Annotated in this window: 10 protein-coding genes and 1 pseudogene; 6 read left to right on the forward strand and 5 right to left on the reverse strand. The window is 56.0% G+C overall.

What is annotated here, in order from left to right; genetic code table 11:
• The first annotated feature begins 96 nt into the window (after positions 1-96).
• The 3 genes and pseudogenes from ED901_RS18465 (at position 97) to ED901_RS18475 (ending at position 2,798) form a co-directional block, all read left to right on the forward strand.
• Positions 97-1,308, forward strand: a complete 1,212-nt coding sequence (locus ED901_RS18465; protein WP_122096812.1) for an RHS repeat-associated core domain-containing protein — start codon at positions 97-99, stop codon at positions 1,306-1,308.
• A 200-nt stretch (positions 1,309-1,508) separates the two neighbouring features.
• Positions 1,509-1,707 (forward strand): annotated as a pseudogene (locus ED901_RS25650) (RHS repeat-associated core domain-containing protein); the annotation flags it as partial.
• Between the two features lie 755 nt (positions 1,708-2,462).
• Positions 2,463-2,798: a phage holin family protein gene (locus ED901_RS18475; RefSeq protein WP_122096814.1), complete on the forward strand. Its 336-nt coding sequence runs from the start codon at positions 2,463-2,465 to the stop codon at positions 2,796-2,798.
• A gap of 196 nt (positions 2,799-2,994) precedes the next feature.
• Here ED901_RS18475 and ED901_RS18480 read toward each other — a convergent pair whose 3' ends face one another.
• The 3 genes from ED901_RS18480 to ED901_RS18490 all read right to left on the reverse strand — a co-directional run bounded on the left by ED901_RS18480 (position 2,995) and on the right by ED901_RS18490 (position 5,746).
• Complete coding sequence (locus ED901_RS18480; protein ID WP_122096815.1) at positions 2,995-3,900, reverse strand: LysR family transcriptional regulator; 906 nt, start codon at positions 3,898-3,900, stop codon at positions 2,995-2,997.
• Between the two features lie 160 nt (positions 3,901-4,060).
• Complete coding sequence (locus ED901_RS18485; protein ID WP_122096816.1) at positions 4,061-4,501, reverse strand: winged helix-turn-helix domain-containing protein; 441 nt, start codon at positions 4,499-4,501, stop codon at positions 4,061-4,063.
• Between the two features lie 327 nt (positions 4,502-4,828).
• The gene (locus tag ED901_RS18490) at positions 4,829-5,746 is read right to left on the reverse strand and encodes a LysR family transcriptional regulator (protein ID WP_122096817.1); all 918 of its coding nucleotides are present in this window, start codon (positions 5,744-5,746) and stop codon (positions 4,829-4,831) included.
• Positions 5,747-5,878: 132 nt separating this feature from the next.
• On the opposite strand from ED901_RS18490, the gene ED901_RS18495 reads away from it, so the two are divergent.
• On the forward strand, positions 5,879-7,300 hold the full coding sequence (locus ED901_RS18495) for an MFS transporter (RefSeq protein ID WP_205965122.1): 1,422 nt from the start codon (positions 5,879-5,881) through the stop codon (positions 7,298-7,300).
• A gap of 29 nt (positions 7,301-7,329) precedes the next feature.
• Positions 7,330-7,569 (forward strand): DUF1272 domain-containing protein, encoded by a 240-nt coding sequence (locus ED901_RS18500; protein ID WP_122096818.1) that lies wholly within the window; start codon positions 7,330-7,332, stop codon positions 7,567-7,569.
• Positions 7,570-7,632: 63 nt separating this feature from the next.
• On the opposite strand, the gene ED901_RS18505 is transcribed toward ED901_RS18500, so the two are convergent.
• On the reverse strand, positions 7,633-7,818 hold the full coding sequence (locus tag ED901_RS18505; protein WP_056779822.1) for a hypothetical protein: 186 nt from the start codon (positions 7,816-7,818) through the stop codon (positions 7,633-7,635).
• Positions 7,819-7,998: 180 nt separating this feature from the next.
• Here ED901_RS18505 and ED901_RS18510 point away from each other — a divergent pair, with 180 nt between their 5' ends.
• Positions 7,999-8,643, forward strand: a complete 645-nt coding sequence (locus ED901_RS18510; RefSeq protein WP_122096819.1) for a hypothetical protein — start codon at positions 7,999-8,001, stop codon at positions 8,641-8,643.
• A 61-nt stretch (positions 8,644-8,704) separates the two neighbouring features.
• Here the strand turns inward: ED901_RS18510 and ED901_RS18515 are convergent, their stop codons facing one another.
• Positions 8,705-19,096, reverse strand: a complete 10,392-nt coding sequence (locus ED901_RS18515) for an autotransporter outer membrane beta-barrel domain-containing protein (protein WP_122096820.1) — start codon at positions 19,094-19,096, stop codon at positions 8,705-8,707.
• Positions 19,097-19,566: the final 470 nt, after the last annotated feature.

Genomic DNA, 19,566 nt, shown 5'->3' on the forward strand with positions numbered 1-19,566 from the left:
CACGGCCAGCGGGGTTCCCGCAGGCTTTTCTGAGTGTTTCTCACGCACCCGGCACATGACGGGTGCGCCACACAGATTTTATTAAGGAAGAACACAATGTTGAAATTAACAGGTAATTTCCTCAGCGGTACGCCCTTATGCGCGTTACAGCAGGGGAAAACCACCCGCTTTAATTATTCACCCTGGGGCACGGCCAGCCAAAAAGACGCGGAGCTGCCGGGTTTTAACGGTCAGCGTCATGATCCTCTCACCGCCGTGAATCATCTGGGAAACGGCTACCGCGCGTACAGTCCTGCGCTGATGCGTTTTACCTGCCCGGACAGTCTGAGCCCCTTTGGGAAAGGCGGGATCAACCCTTATGTGTATTGCGGATCCGATCCCATTAACCACACTGACCCGTCAGGGCACTTTTTCCTGATCACCTTCTTCGCGTCTTTATTCTCCTCGCTTGCTGCCTCTGCCATTCAAACCGTAGGCGCTGCCATCACAGGCGCGGCAGCAGGATTGACGGCCGGTGCTGAAGCCGGTGCGGCGGCGGGTGCAGCCGTCGGGACAGGTGCGGCCATGACGACAGCAGAATTCGCAGCCGCCACGGCAACGGCCTCAACCTCAGCGGCTTTCGCGGGAGTGGGTACTGCCGTAGGAGCGGGTGCAGAAGTGGCCAGTGCCGTCGCCGTAGCCGGAAGCACCGCGGGATTATCAGGATTGCCGGGCGCGGCAACGCTGGGGGTTGTCAATGCCGCGATAGGTACGGCAATTCAAACATCGTCGGTTACGGTGGCCGAAGTGGCGATAGGGCTGGGTGTGGAATACGGAGGCATCGCCGCCTCTTTCTACACCAAACTAGGCAGAAAACTGGCCGAAAATGCCAAAACCGTCACGGCGGAAATGTCCGTCTCTACCCATTATGCGCTGGAACAGGCCATGGCTGCGCAGAATGCCTATTCGCCAGCCGTGGAGCCTTCCCTTTATCTCACGGACATGAATGTGAGTGGTTCACGACTGATGCTCAACACTAACCGGGCCTCCCGTTCAGTTCAGACACCCGATGTACGTAAATCGACCGGCATACAGGGCACGCCTGCGCGGAACACTTATCTTCAGTCCATGGGATACCACCCTTCCCGTTTGCAGACGAAGACTGACGCACAGGGAATTAATCAGACGGCATCATCTGAAAGTTCAGCCGAAAATGACAGCCAAAACGGGATGATTAAGGCGGCGGGAATTTTTGGCATGAATAACCGCGACCTGCATCAGAAATCCTACAAATCAGCTCACTTTAAAAATGCACCGCAGGCGCAATGATCCTGCGTCACCCCTGGGCTATGACCCCAGCCTGGTGGCAGGAGGAGTAGCCCGTACATTTTCTTTAAAGGAATATCGACATGTCATTAAAACTTACAGGCACCAGCCCGACCGGATGCACGTTATTAACGACTGACGGAAAAGCCCGACAGACTTTCCATTATGGCCCCTCAGGCAGCACCAATAATCTGCACGAGACTATTCCGGGCTTTAATGGTGAACGTCATGACCCGCTGACCGGCAGCAGTCATTTGGGGAATGGTTATCGTGCCTACAGCCCGGTATTAATGCGCTTTACCTGCCCCGACAGCCTCAGCCCCTTTGGTAAAGGCGGGATCAATGCCTATGTCTATTGCGAAGCGGATCCGGTCAATAACGTGGATCCGAGCGGGCATGCACTCTTCAGGAAAATACTCACGGCTGTGAATACGGTTCTCGATTCCGTAGAGGAACTCAACGCCGTCCCTAAAGTCGTCCGCCAGGAAGCCAGCATGAGTGCCCTGGAGGCGGAATCTGCCAGTACCAGTGCCACTCAGGTTTCGGAAAGTATACTCAAGAAAACCAAGTCCTCAGCCCTGCGGTCCTTCCAGGAAGCAGCACCGGAAGCGGGTTCTGCGCAAAGCATCGCACCGGCTGAAATTCAACTCCCCTCAGGCGCTCAGGAGATTATGCCTCTTCCTGATCCGGCGATGGCCGAAAATCCGGGCATGGTGCGCAGAAAGCTTTTAGGGTCACGTATCCCGAAAAACTATAGTGAGGATTCCATTTATCCTAAGGGCGTGGAATTCGTGAACACGTTCCTGCAAAACCACAATATCGGGCTGAGTGAACACTCACTGGAGAGTATTTCGGAGAATCTCGCACGCGTGCATGCGGGTGAAAGAACCCAGTCAGCGGCGTCGCTTCGTGAATTCAGAGGCTTTGCCAAAGACACAGTGGACTATCTCAGGGCAGGAGACGTCATGAATGCCAGCATCACGGCGGCCGGTTCGGCCATTAATCTGGCCGGCAGCACCCTATTCCTGCCCATTCTTGACCGCACAACATTCCCTGTATGGCAACGTGCCCTTTACGATGCCATGGATTTCGTTCAGTAATATTTTCGCATCGGCTTTCATTTATGAAAGCCGTCATCACTCATAAGGAAATGCAGTATGAGCGTAGCTGAAGGTGCTAATAATATATTGCAGATGAACCATGAAATCATATTCGCTATTCTGCTGATGTCTGGCTGTGGCGGTATTGTTCGGTACATCATGTTAAGGGTGAATCGTGGTTTAATGCAGGACATTATTAACTGTTTGTTGCAGATTATCGTTTCATGTTTTTGCGGGGCGATGCTGAGTATTATCCTGATTAACAAAAATATCAGCGATAACCGGGTATTAGTATTTGCCGGATTAGGCGGTGTGTTCTCTGGCCCTATTCTGAATATATTAGGAAAGAAAATTGCTGACTGGGTTGATCACTTCCCTCCAGGGTCAAAATAACCTCCTCAACAGATTAAATGACACGCTTGTGTCTTCATCGAACAATAGTCTTCATCGAACAATAAAGATATGACATATCAGAAGAACCGGAAATCCTGCTAGTATGTCATATTCAAAAAACCACAGATAGTCACGCACTCGGCAAGGCTAATGATGTCTTTTAAAAACGTTAACCATCGGGTTTACTTTAATAGCATCAGACAGGATATTTAATGAGTTCACTGATATCCACCCCCCTGTCTTCATCGAACAAATAGTTCACATAAAGAGGAGGGCAAATAATCTTTACTTCGTCTGGAAGATTAAATTCAACAAGAGGGCACTGGCGATCATGGATAAAATGACGTGCAATTTTCCGGGGCAAGACAGCCAGCATATTGCTGTGTTCCAGCGCATGAATGACCCCGCTAATAGAGGACGACATATAGGCTGTTCTGATGTTTCCGGAATAAGGTGCATCAATATACACTTTACCGCCAAACGGGGCTTTCTCAGGCCCCAGCAATCTGTGGCAATAACATACATGTGGCAGCGTATAATACTGTGTCAGGGTGAAATTATCCTGGCTGGCTAAAATACTGTTTGCGCTGCACACAATGACAAAATCATCGAACACAGCCAGTTTTCTCGTGATCACCCTTTCATGGTGTAAAACAATATTTCCCGCAAGGATATCGATATTTTTATGCAAGAAATGTTGAATCACATCATCATGATCGCTATAGCCATGATCTGCGAATTCAATGTTGTCATTTTTGTCAGCCCCAAAGTAATTTTCCAGTACATCCGGGCATATCACCTTCAACGTCGAATAGCCGGACTGTATCAATTCTTTATTCTTTACCGCACTTTCAATAATGAAAATCGCCTTCGAAAAGGAATCATTTATCTCCAGCGCTGCGCGGGTCGGTTTAAGGCCATTGACAGTGCGATAGAAGAGTTCTCCACCAAAATGCTGTCTGAGTTTTTTTAGCGATGAACTTACCGCAGACACCGAAAGATTCAGATTAGTCGCTGCCCTGGATAAATTTCCTGAGACAATCACTTCGTTCATTGTTTTGATCAGATTATAATCAAATTCATCTGTTTTACCGCTCACCATTTCTTACCTCATTATACAAATCAACCTCAGTATAATTAGAAAAAATGCATCATGATCCTCATAAATTCAATACCCTGTTTGTACGGAAATGCTTTAAGCAGCGTCATAACTTACACTATTACAAAACCCGTAGGTTAAATTACCCCTTCGGGAAAACCATTCAGGAAAAATTAAATGCAACAAGTGCCGAGATCATTAAAATACACGCAGAAACAAAAAGAAGAACACGTTTTTCTTTCACTACACTCATTTTCATTGAACCGTTCCCTAAATCTTCGATGATCAGCGTCTTGTTAAAGGCCACCCCTTTTTTTGGCACGGTAATAAATAAATCATCGATGCCGATAGTTTTAAGATCTCGCCTGATCAGATACAAGGCCTGGGTCAAACTGGCTTCACTGGTAAACTGACTTCTGTCTCCCCAAATCGCCTGAGACATTTCATTCTTAGTAATAACCTCATCATTAGCATGTAAGAGTATATAGGCGAGGCATTGTGAACGCATACACGTCAGTTTCAGTTTTTTATTGGTATATAATTTTCTTATTTCTTTTGCTGACTCATTGAAGATGTATTTATTATCGATCCTGTAATTTGCCATTGAGTTCCCATCCTTGTGTATTAATGCGTAGTGAATAACTCCCCTATACGCGATGCTATTACATTACCTGTTTTCATTACTATATAAATTTATTTATTATTATATAACATGTGAGCTACCCACTCTAAATACGAGGTATTTAAATCTGACAGGAAGTGATCTTCACTTTCATCTAAATAAGCATATCACTTAGAGATATTCACCTATACAAATAAAAGAACGATAAGTATATATATATTACAAATTTAAATATATCGCATATTTATAAATAAGACATTAATACATTACAGACTTAATATTAATTGCAGAAATAATCAACACGGCCCTTCATGAACAATACCCCGCATTCTTTACCTTCTCCCGGCAAACACTCAGCGCCAGCAGTCGCAGCCAGCGGTGTGCCGGATCCACTTCTGAACGCGGATGCCACATTTGGGAAATGGTGATTTCGCGGGTTTTCACCGGTAACTCAAAGGCATACAGCGGGTCAGATCCGGCGATCAGGAATGACGCGGGGATCAGCGCCACCAGGTCGGAGTGTTGGGCAATCGCCAGCGCGGCGGAAAAGCCTGGCACGACGGCTGCGATGTTCCGTTTCAGCCCGACTTCCGCCAGCGCGTCATCTACCGGGCCATAGGTGTTGTTACGACGTGAAACCACAACGTGCCCGAATGACACATAATCTTCCGCGCTGATCTGCCTGAGCGCCAGCGGATGATCTTTTCTCACCACTCCCATAAACCTGTCGCGGAACAAGGTCTGTAAGCGAATCTCCGGCCCCATATCGCCTGGCACACCAATCTCAAGATCAACCCGCCCTTCGCGCAACGCGCTTGAGGTTTTTTCCGGTTTTGGCATAAACCGCAAACACACGTCAGGCGCAGCGCTCGCCGCGGCGGCAATCATCGCGGCACCAAACGCCACCACAAAACCATCGTTGGAACGGATCAGAAACGTGCGTTCAAGTCTGGCGATGTTGAAATCTGCGGAGGAAGGTCGCAACAAGGCGCGTGCTTCAAAGCTGGCGTTTTGGGCACGCTGGCGTATCTCCTGGGCGTAGGGTGTCAGCACCATAATTCGCCCGGCGCGCACCAGCAGCGGATCGCCGGTGGTGGCGCGCAGCCGGCTGAGCGTGCGGCTCATCGCCGATGCACTTAATCCCAGACGTAGGGCAGCACCGGCTACACTTTCTTCAGCCAGAAGCACATCAAGCGCAATGAGTAAGTTCAGATCGGGTTCATTCATTCCGCCATACTAACGCAGCCGTAAAAAGGAGAGAAGGCGTTTGGTGCAGGTATTAAGTGCAGATGCTGCGTCTTCCGCACTCTGTCGCCGGTGGCTATAGTGACCCGACTACACATAACTGAGAGCACAAGCATGATGGAATTATTCTCCGACAAACCGGGCGACGAAGGATTACCGGGCCGCGAACGCGGGCTGGCGATGGCCGCCGTGATGACCATGGCGACCATGGCGGTGTTTGACGGCTCAATGGTGAATATCGCACTGCCGCAGATTGCCAGAGAGATGGGTATCTCAGCGGGGGCGGCGGTGTGGGTGTCGAACGGTTATCTGTTGTCGGCATCCATGACGCTGGCGATTTTCGCCGCGCTCGCCAGCCACATCGGGTACCGGTCGCTGTTTGCCGCGGGCCTGTGCGTGTTTACGCTGGCGTCGGCGGGCTGTGCGCTCTCCGGCTCTCTGGACATGCTGATTATCATGCGCGTGCTTCAGGGTATCGGCGCGGCAGCCACGCTGAGTATCGGCCCGGCGATTTTACGCTCTGTTTTTCCTAATCGCCTGCTCGGACGGGTTCTCGGGCTGAACGCCCTGATGATCGCCACCAGTACCGCCGTCGCACCGGTGCTTGGCGGCACTATTTTGTCTACCCTGAGCTGGCAATGGCTTTTCGCGATCAACATACCGCTGGGCATTATTGCGGTGATCCTGACCCTGCGCGTTGTCCCCTCTAACCCGGCGTTGACCCGTCAGCCTTTTGATGTGGCGGGCGCGATATTATCGGCCATTGCGCTGGGGTCGCTTATCATGGCTGCAGACGTCTTCTCGCGTCCGGATAAAGATGACCTGATCATTGCCCTTCTCTATGGCGCGACCGCCATCGTTTCCGGTGTGGCTTTTATCTGGCGTCAGCGCCGTGCGCCAAAACCGCTGCTGCCGCTTGGCATGTTTGCTTCCGGCCCGTTCACGCTGGCGGCCTTCACGTCGCTGGCCTCGTTCATCAGCCAGGGGATCACTTTTGTCGCGCTGCCGTTCCTGTTTCAGAGCGTTTACGGTTACAGCGCGTTTGTTTCAGCCTTACTTTTCACGCCGTGGCCGCTGGGGATTATTCTGGCCGCGCCGCACGCCGGACGCCTCGCCGACCGCTATCCGGCCGCGATTATTTCAACCGTCGGGCTGGCCATCTTTGCCGCGGGATTACTGTTACTGGCCCGGCTTCCTGCGCAACCAGAGGTCTGGGATATCGGCCTGCGCAGCTTCGTTTGCGGCATTGGTTTCGGCTGCTTCCAGAGCCCGAACAACCGTGAAATGCTCTCCAATGCCTCGCGGGAAAACAGCGGTTATGCCTCCGGCGTGCTGGCGATCATGCGGACCTTCGGTCAGTGTCTCGGTGCCGCCTGCGTCGGGGTCATTCTGTCAGTCTATGCCGCCACTAACCTGAGCCAGGAAGCCCATGCGGTACAGCTAAGTTTGTGGGTGGCGGTGATCGCCACGGTGCTGGCGATGGCGATTAGCGTAACTCGCTTGCGGAAAACCGCTTCTCACCTGCAAAATGGCTGAAAACCGCCACCCGTAAAAGGATAAATTCTATGCTGGAACTCAGACCTAACTGTGAATGCTGCAATACCGATCTGCCCCCTGCCGCTGACGCGAGAATTTGTTCGTTTGAATGCACGTTCTGCGTGCCCTGCGCCGGAGAGAAACTTCACGGGATCTGCCCTAACTGTGGCGGGGAGTTGGTGGCCCGCCCGCGCAGACCCGCCAATAAACTGGCAAATAATCCGGCGTCAACCACGCGGGTTTATAAACCGGCAGGGTGTGCTTCGTAAGAAGAGTAAGAATGAGGGGATGAGTGACGCCGGGCACGTGATGCCAGGCGTTGACTGAAGCGATCAGTATTCAATGTTTCGCTGCCTGAGCAAAAATTTCAATCTCTTCACTTCAGTTTCTAAATCAATAATGGCATCCAGCGCAACGTTAATCACCGAACTGATCGGTTTCCCTTTATAGAGGTCTGCTGAGCAAAGTTTTCCATGAGAAGCTTCCAGTAAAATCGAATATGCGTCTTTCTCTGCCATATCAACCTCCCTATTTGAGCAAGCATTAATATTAGCAAGCTAATGATAACCCTGAAATAGGAATGTTCGGAACGTTCGCAATCCCTGAGAAAGCATGTCATAAACGGTATTCTTACCTCGCGCCCGTCTGCCAAAGGGCGGCTGAGAAATCTATAACATGATAATTAAAAGGGATTTTTTATGCCTTGCCTCTCGTCTCTGCTTTTGCGATCAGCACTGGTCGGCTCGGTGTTTATGCTTACCGGCTGCCCGCCGCCACCGGATTTAACCCAGTGGCAGCGCCCCCACTCCACGATCGATGACGCGCGCGTGGCAATGGGGCAATGCGGGGTGCCGCTGCCGGGGCCGGAACCTGATTTTACCGATAACGAATCAGTGCTGTATTACCAGTGCATGGAAGCCAAAGGATTTACCTATAAACACGGTTTTCACATTTGTGATGTCTACCAGGACACACCCGCCTGCCGGGCCAAACAGCTGGGGCGTCCTTTGACGAACCAGGAAATCGAATCGCTGCCTTTTGTCGCAGACAGCGGATTACACCCGATCAAACCCGATTCAGGCACGCGGGAATACGAGCTCATCAGCTGGCGTAAAGCCGGTGCCTCGCTGCATTTTTCCCACTCATCGGAAAATGATGCAATTGCGTTACCGGTGATGTACCAGTGTGGCTATCCGAAACCGCTGGGTTCCCGGCTGGCGATGCCTAACATCGGACACACCAAACAACTGCAGGCATGCATGCTGAAAAATGGCTTCGAACCGAAAAAGAAACTCATGCTGGTGTGCCGCAATTACCCGCAACTGGACGGTTGCAGCAAATAACCGTTCGCAACACATAAAAAAGCCGGGGCATTCGCTCCCGGCTTTTTTTCTGCTCAGCGGTTTACCACTGGTATTTCACACCCACCATCCCCTGATAGCCCTGATAGTTGTTGTCGCCCCAGGTGCTGCTGACTTGTCCCCAGGTCTGCCATTTCTGGCTGATGGAACCGGTCACCCCGGCTTTTACTTCGTAGCGGTTAACCGACGTGGCATTTTCAAAGCGAACCTGATTGAAGTCCACGCTGTCTGATGCCGGTTTGCCGTTGTACCAGTTCACCTCGATGAACGGTTGTGCGCTGTTGAGTTTCACCGTGTTCTGGCGGCTCAGGCGCACACCCATACGGGTTCTGATGCCGTCGTCGCTGTTGGCGTTGATGCGGGTGCCGTTTTGTTCGGTATGCCCGTCAGTTTCGTAGTGGCTGTAGACCAGCTGCGCCTGAGGCGTGACCACCCAGCGGACTTCATCGGATTGTTTCAGCGCGAAGCCGTAACCGGTTTCGAGCGAGACATCCGTCCCCTGACTGTCGTAAGACTCCTGCGGCAGGCTGTCGCCGTTGACGTCATTTTTGTACCAGGCGTGCTGGATCCAGCTGTCTACATACGCGCCGCTGACGCGGTCGGCCTGCGCGTACCAGGTGCCGTAAGCGCCGATGCTGTAACCGTTAACCTGCCCTTTGGCCTCGTAGCTGCTGTTTTTCACGCTGGCGTTGCTGCTGGAATGCCCGTACCCCGCCATCAGACCGGCATTGATCTGATCGCCGTTGACGCCGTCGAGCTGATACAAATCGCTGCCGAGCTGCACCAGCGTGGTGTGGGTTTTCTCATCGTACAACCCGCCGTTGCTCTTCTGTTTGGTGTAATCGCCTCCCAGACGGACCCAGCCTTTGGCCGTGTCGGTATCCTGGCTGCTGCGCGCCGCGCCCGAACGGTCATAGAGCGTGTGCAGGAACATGTTCTGTGCCGCCCGCTGGTTAGCCAGATAGGCACCCGGCTCAGGACGATAGGTGTTGGAAGACGGTGTTGGCGTTGGCGGTTCCGGCGTCGGTGGCTCTGGCGGCTGCGGTCCGGTAGTCCCGGATTGCAGATACCAGTCGCCGTTGGCGCTGTTTTTCACCAGCTGATATTCATACGCACCCGCGACCGCACGGCCATTCAGGCTGAACACCCCGTTCGATTGCCCGCCGACATCCACCACCTGGATCCCGGTAGTGGTCTGCGCGCCGCTGCCTCCGGCATTTTTCACCGTCACCTGCGTGGTGCCGGACGTATCGCCCGCCACCACCAGTTTATCCGTCACCGAGTTATCGCCGCCGAGCACGGTTTGCAATGCCAGCACGCCGCCCCCGATGTAATTGCCGCCGACCGTTAAGGTATTGCCGACCGCGCCGCCTGCCAGTTGCAGCAGCCCGCTGTTGGTCAGATTACCGCTAAGGTTCAGCACGCTGGCTGCCGCCGAGCCGTAAGCCGAGAGGCTGTTAAGCGCGGCAACGGTTCCGCTGTTGGTGACATTGCCGCTCACGGTGCCGTCGCCGGAAAGCGTTGCGCCCGAAGCCACGCTGACCTCACCGGCCCCGTCCGCCCCCAGTTTTGCCCCGGCCTGCGTGCCGTTACCGACGATCAGCGCTCCGCTGTTGATCGCCGTGGTACCGGAATAGGCAGGCTGGTAAACCGTCAGAGCGCCTGCGCCCGTTTTCAGCAATCCGCCGCTGCCGGTCACGCTGTTGGCAAGCGTCATGTCGGCGGCATTGTCGATCTGCAACAAACCGTTGTCGGTGATGGCCGCCGTGCCGAGATTCGCCGCCTGCGAGGCGATCAGCGTGGCGTCATTGCCGACGGTGAAATTACCGTTAAAGGCGCTGTTATCCGCCCCGAGGCTGATCACTTCACTGCTGAGAAGCCGTACGGAACCCGCACCCGTCAGCACATTATCCAGCGAGCCGCTGGCGGTCTGGCCGTTGAAGGTGTCGAACGTCAGCAGGTCGTTGGCGGCATCCATGGTGATGCTGCCGGTGCCCAGACCCTGCACGTTGTTAAGGCGCACTTCCGAGCCGCCGGTGATAAGCGTGGCCGCCGACAGGTTCGGATTCGCGCCGTCAACGGTCAGCACGCTCGGGTCAACGATCAGCTGGCCGCTGCCGGTCAGACGCCCGGTGACGGTGCCGCCGTTGGTATCGCCCGCCGTACGCTGGCTGTCCGTGATGGTCAGGGTACCGCCGTTGAGATTCACCGTGGTACCGGCCGCGCTGTTCAGTGCGCCGATGCTCTGCGTTCTGCCGTTCAGATCCAGCTGACTGGTGCCCAGCAGATCCACCGCAGAGGTGTTGCCCAGCGTGTGATTAAAGCCCAGACGCAGGGTGCCGTTGGTGACCGTGGTCTTGCCGGTGTAATCGTTACGCGGGTTGTTGAGCGTGGCCGTTGTCACCACGTCTACGTTCAGCCCACCCGCGCCGGTGATCAGCGCGTGCATCTCGTTACCGCCCAGCGGCGCGCTGGCATCCTGCACCAGAGAAACCTGCTGGCCTGCCAGCAAATCGAGTTTCACCAGGCCGGAGTACAGGAACAGGCCGGTCTGCCCTTGCAGATTGCTGCCGGTGAGGCCGTAGTTATAGGTACCGATCCCCACCACGTTGCCGAACTGCGACACATCGGCGGTGGTCGGTGCCAGCACATTACCCAGGGCATCGGTCAGCGTCAGATTGGCAGAAGAGCCGGTATTGCCCTGCGAGAGGATCAGCGGATCGCCAATGATGTCATCTTGCTGAAGCAGAGGTTCGCCGATGGCGTTGGCCGGATCGGGCTGCGTTTCCAGCCCGGCAACGCGAATTTCACCGCCGTTCAGCGCCAGCTGGTTGGTGGTGATCAGCGTGCTGGTGAGCACGTCAAACGCAGCAGTACCGCCGTTCAGCGCCAGATTACCGATGGCCTGCGTCCCCGCGCCGACCACGATATTGGCCGACTGGTTTTGCAGCGTGGCGCTGGTCAGCGCCTGCGTGTCCGTGCCGGACAAGGTAAATGCGCCCTGCCCGAGATTCACCAGCCCGGCGAAGGCCGTGCCGCTGTCCGCGCCGAAGGAGAAGCGGTCAACCGCTGTCGCCATCGCCACGTTCATCGCGCCCTGCCCGGTCAGCGCATTATCAAATACAAAATCGCCGCTTGCCGGTGCCACGTTTAGCGTGCCGTTAAGCAGCACACTGCCCGCACCAAGATTTTGTTCAGCGGCGACGGTGGAAGTGCTGCCGGAGGCCAGATCCCACACGCCGGTAAATCCGCTGTTATCGCCGCTGATGACGAGATCGGTGGCTGAAATCTGGTTGGTGCCGCTGCCGGTGATCGCGCTGCTCAGGGTGTTACCTGCACCGCTGAGGGTCAGTAACCCACTGTTATCGATGGCATTGCTGAAATTACCGCCGGTCAGACTGACCGCCAGCGTACCCGGTGCAGCGATGGTCGCCGTGCCCGTGCCTGCACCCTGTACGTCGGTCAGCGTCAGTGTGCCCGCGCTGACGGTAGTGCCGCCGGTGTAGGTGTTGCTGCTGCCAATGGACAGGTTACCGGTGCCCGATTTCTCGAGCGTACCGCCGCCGCTGACCACGTTGTTGAATGTCCAGTCGGTGGCGGTGTCGAGCACCAGCGCGCCGTCGTTGCTGATGGCGGCGGTGCCCAGATGTTGCGCCGTGCCTGCCGTCAGGCTGCTGTTGATATCGGTCGTAAAGGTGCCGCCAAACCCGCTGTTATCGCCGGAAAGCGTCACCGCCGATGCGCCCTGAATCCCCACCACACCGTTACCGCTGAGCGAATTCGCCAGCGTACCGGTTGCGCCGTCAAGCTGAACGCCGGTGGTGGCGCCGTTGAGATTGATACTGCCGGTACCGAGCGCCGCCACGTCGCTGAGCAGCGCCTGTGCGGTATTATTGAGGATCACCGCCGCACTCAGGCCGCTGTTCGCGCCGTTCACGGTCAGGGTGCCGTCGTTGACCGTCAGATTACCGGCGCCGGACAGCGTGCCGTCACTCTGGCCGCCCTGGCTTAGGGTCAGGTTGCCGCCGTTAACGTTCAGCGTGGAGCCGCTCGCCCCGCTCAGGCTGCCGATTGTCTGGGTTTTGCCGTTGAGATCGAACCCGGTGGTGCCCTGCAATAACAGCTCAGAGGTCGCGCCGAGGGCATTATCACTGCCCGCCACCAGCGTACCGCCGCTGACCGTGGTGGTGCCGGTATAGCTGTTGCCGGCGTTGCTGAGGGTCAGCGTCTGGCCGGCAGAGGCGCTGCCGTTGACGTCGAGATTACCGCTGCCGGTCAGCTGTGCGTTGAGCACCGCGCCGGTAGACGCCGAGCCGCTGTCCGTTGCCAGATGCAACGTCTGGCCGCTCAGCAGATCCAGCCCTTTCAGGCCGTAACCGAGATACAGGCCGTCGTTGTTCGCCCCGGTAGAAAGCATGAAATCATAGCTGCCGTTGGCAACCGTGGTGCCGCCTTCGGTGATCGCCAGCGTCTGCGGATTATTCACCACCTGCCCGGCGCTGTCGGTCAGCGTCAGCGAGGAGGCATCGCCGGTCACGGTGCCACCGGCGGCGATCAGCTGAGACTGGATCTCACCGTCATCCTGCGCCAGCAGGTTGACGCCCGGCGAAGGCACCGGATTAGGCAGCCCGCTGGTCACCGGCACATCCACCTGCACGTTGCCGCTGGTGAGCGTCAGGTCGGTGACATTCACGATGCCGAGAGGCGATCCCGGCGGTGTCTGGCCGCTCCAGGCCAGGGTGCCGCCGTTAAGGGTTAAATTACCGATGGATTGATCTGTTGGGGCCACGGTGGTGACGTTGCCCGCATCAAGCTGCAATGTCGCCTGTGTCAGCGCCGTGGTGTTATCACCGGAGAGTGAGAACTGGCCCTGACCTAATTCGACCGTGCCGGTAAAGGCGCTGCCGGTCGCTGCGCCGAACGCGAAGGTGTCGGTGGCAGCAGCCAGATTTGCCAGCAGCGTACCGTTACCGGTCAGCGCCTGAGTGAAGGTGTAACTGCCGCCGTTCGGCGCATCAATATGTAAAGAGCCTGGCGAGGCGACAGACACCCCGCCGGTGCCGAGCGCGCCGTCACCGGTCAGACGCAGCGCACCAAACACGTTGGTGCCGCCGGTGTAGGTGTTCGCACCGGTTAAGGTCGCGGTGCCCGCGCCGAGCGCATCCACCCTGCCGCTGCCGCTGATCAGACCCGCGACGGTGAAATCATTGCTGCGGGTCAGTGCCAGGATGCCGTTGTTAGTGATATTCCCCACAATGCTGCCGGTGGTGGTGCCACGGCCCAGGGAGAGCGTTGACGCGTTGTTAATGGTGGTGCCGCCGGTATAAGTGTTCTCTGCGGTGACGTCGATGATGCCCTGCGTAGTCAGGTGGCCGGTGCCGTCAATCACACCGGCGAGATTCGCCCCTGCCGTAGCAATAATGGTGCCGCCATCGGTGCCCAGCGTGATGCTGTGGTCAAATTCCCCCGGTACAGCGATATCAAATATCGCGTTGTTGTTGATGGTCACACCGCCGGAAGACGCGCCAAGTGAGCCTTCGTTGAAGATACTGAGTCGCCCGGCATTGATCACCGTTCCGCCTTCATAGGTATTCACCCCGGCCAGCGTCAGCGTGCCGGTGCCTTCTTTCACCAGACCGCCGGTGCCGCTGATGACCCCGCTCAGCCCGAAATCGCTATTGTTCTGCATGGTGAGTGTGGCGCTGCCGAGCGTGATATCGCCGCTGCCGCCGATGTTCTGAACCTGTTGATCAAAATCATTGAGATCGAACGTCGTTCCGCTGCTGAGCGCTAACGCACTGCTGTCAGCCAGCGCGTTGGCGATGCCGGTTTGTAACGTGCCGCCGGTTAAATGCGTGGCACCGGTGTAGGTATTCACCGCCGAAAGTGTCAGCGTGCCGGTGCCCGCTTTGGTCAGCGATTTTCCGTCCCACAGCGTGCCATTCGCCGCCTGATCGGCCAGCACCACGTCAACGTCAAAGGTATTGGCGTCGGTCAGGGTAAAAGTCCCGGAGGAAAGCGGTGCGACAGCATTCCATGCCAGCGAGCTGCCGATGCTGTAATCCAGACCGTCGGTGGATTTTTTTGCGTCGTTGATGATGTAATCCGCGCTGCCCGCCCCCACGCCCACCACCGAACCGAAATCACCAGTGATGCCATCGGTGGTGTGAATGACCACGGTGCGAGCACCGTCCAGATCGCTGGCTTTCGCCACCGGACCGCTGGTGTAGCCGGAGATATTCAGCACCGAACTGGTGGCGTTGAGCGTGGCATCGGCGGCAGTCAGCAACGGTGCCGTGCCGCCCAGCGTCACATCCAGCGTGCCGTCGATGACCGCACTGCCGCTGGCCGTCGTCTGAGCATTCGCATCCAGCTGTAAGGTTGCGCCGCTGTCAATATTCAGACCTGCCGCGTTAAACATGCCGTTTTGGGTCAGATGCAGCGTGCCGGCGCTGACGCTGGTGTCCCCGACCGAGTTGGTCAGGCCGGACAGCGTCAATACGCCGGTACCGGTTTTGGTCAGCCCGCCGGTGCCGGTGATTTGCCCGTCAAACGTCGTATCGGTATTGTTTTGCGCCGAGAGCGTGCCGGTGCCCAGCGTGATAATCCCCGCGCCGCTCAGATCCTGAACCAGCTGATTGAAATTATTCAGTGCCAGCGTGGCACCGGAAGCAACGGTGACAGTGTCACTGGTGGCAATCGCGTTCTCAATGCCCGTGGTCAGCGTACCGGCCTGAACAGTCGTCCCGCCGGTGTATGTGTTGGCGGCAGACAGCGTGAGGTTGCCTGCACCGAGTTTGGTCAGCGATGTGCCGTCCCAGCCGGTGCTGCTGGCGCTCTGATCGGCCAGAACGACGTCTGCGTCAAAGGTGTCGCTGGCGTCTGTCAGCGTAAAATTGCCGGAAGCGAGCGTCGGCCCGGCATTCCAGGTCAGCTCGCTGCCCACACTGTAGCTGTTGCCGTCGGCGGATTTGCGCGCGCTGTTGATGATGTAGTCGACATCGCTCGCCGTGATACCGCTGACCGTGGCGAAATCACCGGTGATGCCGCTGGTGGTCTGAATGATCACCGTGCGCGCCCCGTTCAGATCACTGGCTTTGGTGGCCGCCACCGGCGTAAAGCCGGTGACCGTCAGCGCGGCGTTGCTGCCCAGAGTGGCGTCTGCGGCGGTGAGCATCGGTGCGCTGCCGCCGAGGGTGACATCCAGCGTCCCATTCACGGTCGAGGTGCCGGTGGTGGCGATAAGTGCATTGCTGTCGAGCTGCGCCGTGGCACCGGTATCGACCAGCAAACTGGCCGCACTGAACGTACCGGTTTGTGTCAGATGCAAAATACCGGCGGCGATGTCCGCCGCACCCACGCTGTTGCCGCTGTTGCTGAGCGTCAGCGTACCGGTGCCGGTTTTGGTGATGCCACCGGTGCCGGTGAGAGTGCCGTCAAACGTGGTGTCGTTATTGTTTTGCGCGGTCAGGGTGCCGGTGCCGAGCGTGACAGCGCCCGCGCCGGTCAGATCCTGTGCCGTCTGGTTAAAATTGTTGAGGGCCAGCGTGGCACCGGTGGCCACATTCACCGAACTGCTGGTGGCAAAAGCGTTGTCGATGCCGGTGGTCACCGTGCCCGCCTGAATGTCAGTGCTGCCGGTGTAGGTATTCGCCGCCGACAAGGTCAGGTTACCCGCCCCCAGTTTGGTGAGCGATTTGCCGTCCCAGGTTGCACCGTTGGCGGTTTCATCACCCAGCGCCACGTCAACGTTAAATGCGTCGCCCGCACCGGTCAGGGTGAAATTGCCGGTCGCCTGTGCGGTGCCGGAGGTCCAGGCCAGCTCGCTGCCCAGGCTGTAGGTTTTGCTGTCTGCAGAGAGTTTGGCGTCATTGAAGTAATAATCTACGCCGCTCGGCGTCAGGCCGGTGACCGTGGCGAAATCCCCGGTAATGCCGTTTGTGGTCTGGATGATCACGGTGCGCGCCGCGCTCAGATCGCTGGCTTTGGTGGCGGCGACCGGGTTAAAACCGGTGACACTGAGCGCCGAGCCGCTGCCCAGCGTGGCGGTATCCGAATTGATTTTGGCCGTTGAGCCACCGAGCGTCACATCCAGCGTGCCTTCAATATCTGTTGCGCCCGTGGAAACCACCTGCGCCGTGCTGGCAAGCTGCGCCGTCGCGCCGGTGTTCACCGTCAGGCCGGTCGTGGCGAAATCACCAATTTGGGCAAAATGCAGCGTGCCCGCGTTGACCGAGGTCGCGCCGACCGAGTTCGTCAGGCCGGACAGCGTCAGCACGCCGGTACCGGTTTTGATGAGATCGCCGGTGCCGCTGATTTTACCGGTGAACAGGGTGTCCGCCGTGTTTTGCGCCGTCAGGTCACCCGACCCCATGGTGATGGTGCCCGCCCCGGTCAGATCCTGTAAGACCTGATCGAAACTCTTCATGCCGAGCGTGGTATTCACGTCAACTTCAACCGATTTGCTGGCGGCAATGGCGTCAGCCACGCCCAGGTTGATCGTCCCGCCGGAGATTTTTGTACTGCCGAGGTATGTGTTTACGCCATCAAGCGCCAGAATGCCGGTACTGGTTTTCAGCAGGTTGCCCGAGCCGCCAATCGCGCCGTTGACCGTCCCCGCGCCCACTTGCAGCGTGGTGCCCGCGTCGGTGATATTGACGATACTGTTGGCGGCGGAGCTGAGCGCCGTGATCACATGGGTATTGGCACCGTTGAAATTGAGCGTTTGCGGCCCGGTCACCGACCAGGAGGCCTGCCCCAGTGGCGTATTGACGTCCACAATGTAAGCATCACCGTTGAGGCTCATCGTGCCGGTGTAATTATTTGCGGTGCCATTAAACGAGAGGCCGAGCGACTCCGGCGTGTTGTTCTCGGACATGTTGATACTGAAAGTACCTAAACCGGTCAGGTTGCCGTTCATCGCCAGCGTATGGGCACCATTATCCGCGACATAATTCAGCGAACTGGTGTTAGAGGCGTTGATGTCGCCGTCGAAAATAATGTTCGCCGCAGCAAATTGATCAAATTGCAACGTCGAGTTTGAAAGAGAGATGGGCGCGGTCAGGTTGCCGAAGAGATAACTCACCTCCGCTGGCAGCGCCGTGGCCTGCGAGCCGTACATGCGCAAGGTGGACGCTTCCAGCGACAGCCCGCTGGCGGAGAAATTGTAGTTGGTAAACGTCGAGGTATCGCCCAGCTGGAGGATCGCGCCGTTGGTGACGCTGATGGCGCCGCTGCCGAGCGCATCAGTAGCGCCCATACCGTTAAGCGTGCCGGAAGTGACCTGGGTACCGCCGCTCCAGGTGCCGATACTGGCAAGATTTGTTATGCCCGAGCCTGCCTGAACCACGCTACCGTTACCGTTGATATTTCCACTGAAGGTGCTGGCAATAGCGCGGTTAAACGTCAGGGTGCCGTCGTTGATGACGTCGTCGTCCAGGCTGCCCGTCAGACCACCGTTACCGATCTGCAGGGAGGCGCCGTTGGCAATGGTTGTTCCGCCGAGCCCCGTGTTGCTTAAGCTGCCGGTCACCACCACGTTGCCGCTTTGCAGCTGGATCGCACCGGCGACCGGTAAGGTGCCGGAGATATCCCAGGTTTTACCCGGCGCATTGATATTCAGTAAATTAACCGTATTGTTATTCACGTAATTACTGAAGGTACCGGTATCCTGGCTTCCGCCCAGCAGGTTGATGGAGTTATTGACCTGATTCACATCAAACTGAATATCACCGGTAATGGCCGAGCTGGTATTAAGATTAAGAATATTATTGCTGCCGTAGAGTTTTATCGCCACTCCACCGGTACCCAGAGAGGGGGTTATTGCCCCGGCATTATTGATGGTGACACCATTACCGGTGGCCGAACCCTGAATAACGGTATGATAGCCCGAAATCGTCGCACCTTCATTGTTGGTGAGGGTAAATCCGCTGCCGAAGTTTGTCAGAGCATAATCAGTGTTACTAATGCTGTTACTGGTAATCAGACCATTATTGATAACGGTGAAATTGCTCCCCTCGTTAAAATTAATACCAAAATCGCCCTGGATCGTCCCGTTGTTGGTCACCGTGTTGTTGTTGCTGCCGGTGGCAAAATTGAACCCGGCACCTCCTGCACCCCCGATCACACTGATGCCGTTATTGACGGTGAACGTACTGCCCGTCACCGTGGCATCAGCGTCAATCGCGTCACCTGTCGAGGTGATATCGCTGGTTACCGTAAAATCCGTCCCCACTGCGCTGGTCACCGTACAGGTGACTGTACCGGTGTCGCAGCCTGCATCCGCCGAAGGCAAATCGACAGCGTAGGCGTTTGGCATGCCTATCGTGGACGAGATGATGATGATCTTCAGGGCGATATAGAGTTTGTTTAAGGAATAATCTTTTAGCTCACGTTTTCTCTTATTGGATATAACGGCATGTTGTGTGCTTAGCATAATTCTCTCGCCCTGTTTAAGTTCAGTTGTTATCCATGAGGTTTTAATTTTTTCACGTAATAAAATATATCCCCGCACCCTGCACAGCCCGGCGCGGAATAGATCTGCAACAATTCAGATGCCTGAACGGCATGCGGACATGTCACTAAAAATGATGAGCATCTAAGAAGATTCTTAAGTAATTTGCCTTAAGAGTTATAGCTAAACCGTGAAAGATTGCCAGTCTAAAATACGCATACTGTTCAGTGGGCGTGAATAAATTGATATCAGGAAAATATAATTAGGCGGGAAATGATTTTTATAGATTAAATTTATTAATATCACCTTTATAAAAAACTTATATAAAACTGACACAAACCCGCATCCGCCGCCTCATGTTGCGCGGCAGTGCGCGCGCAGAGCGAAAATGTCTCCATGCAAAGGGCGACCGGGTGATTGTTAAGCGGTGTAACTCTTTCAGAAAGTCGGCG

The sequence above is a fragment of the Rahnella sp. Larv3_ips genome, assembly GCF_003697865.1.
In the GTDB taxonomy this organism is placed as follows: domain Bacteria; phylum Pseudomonadota; class Gammaproteobacteria; order Enterobacterales; family Enterobacteriaceae; genus Rahnella; species Rahnella rivi.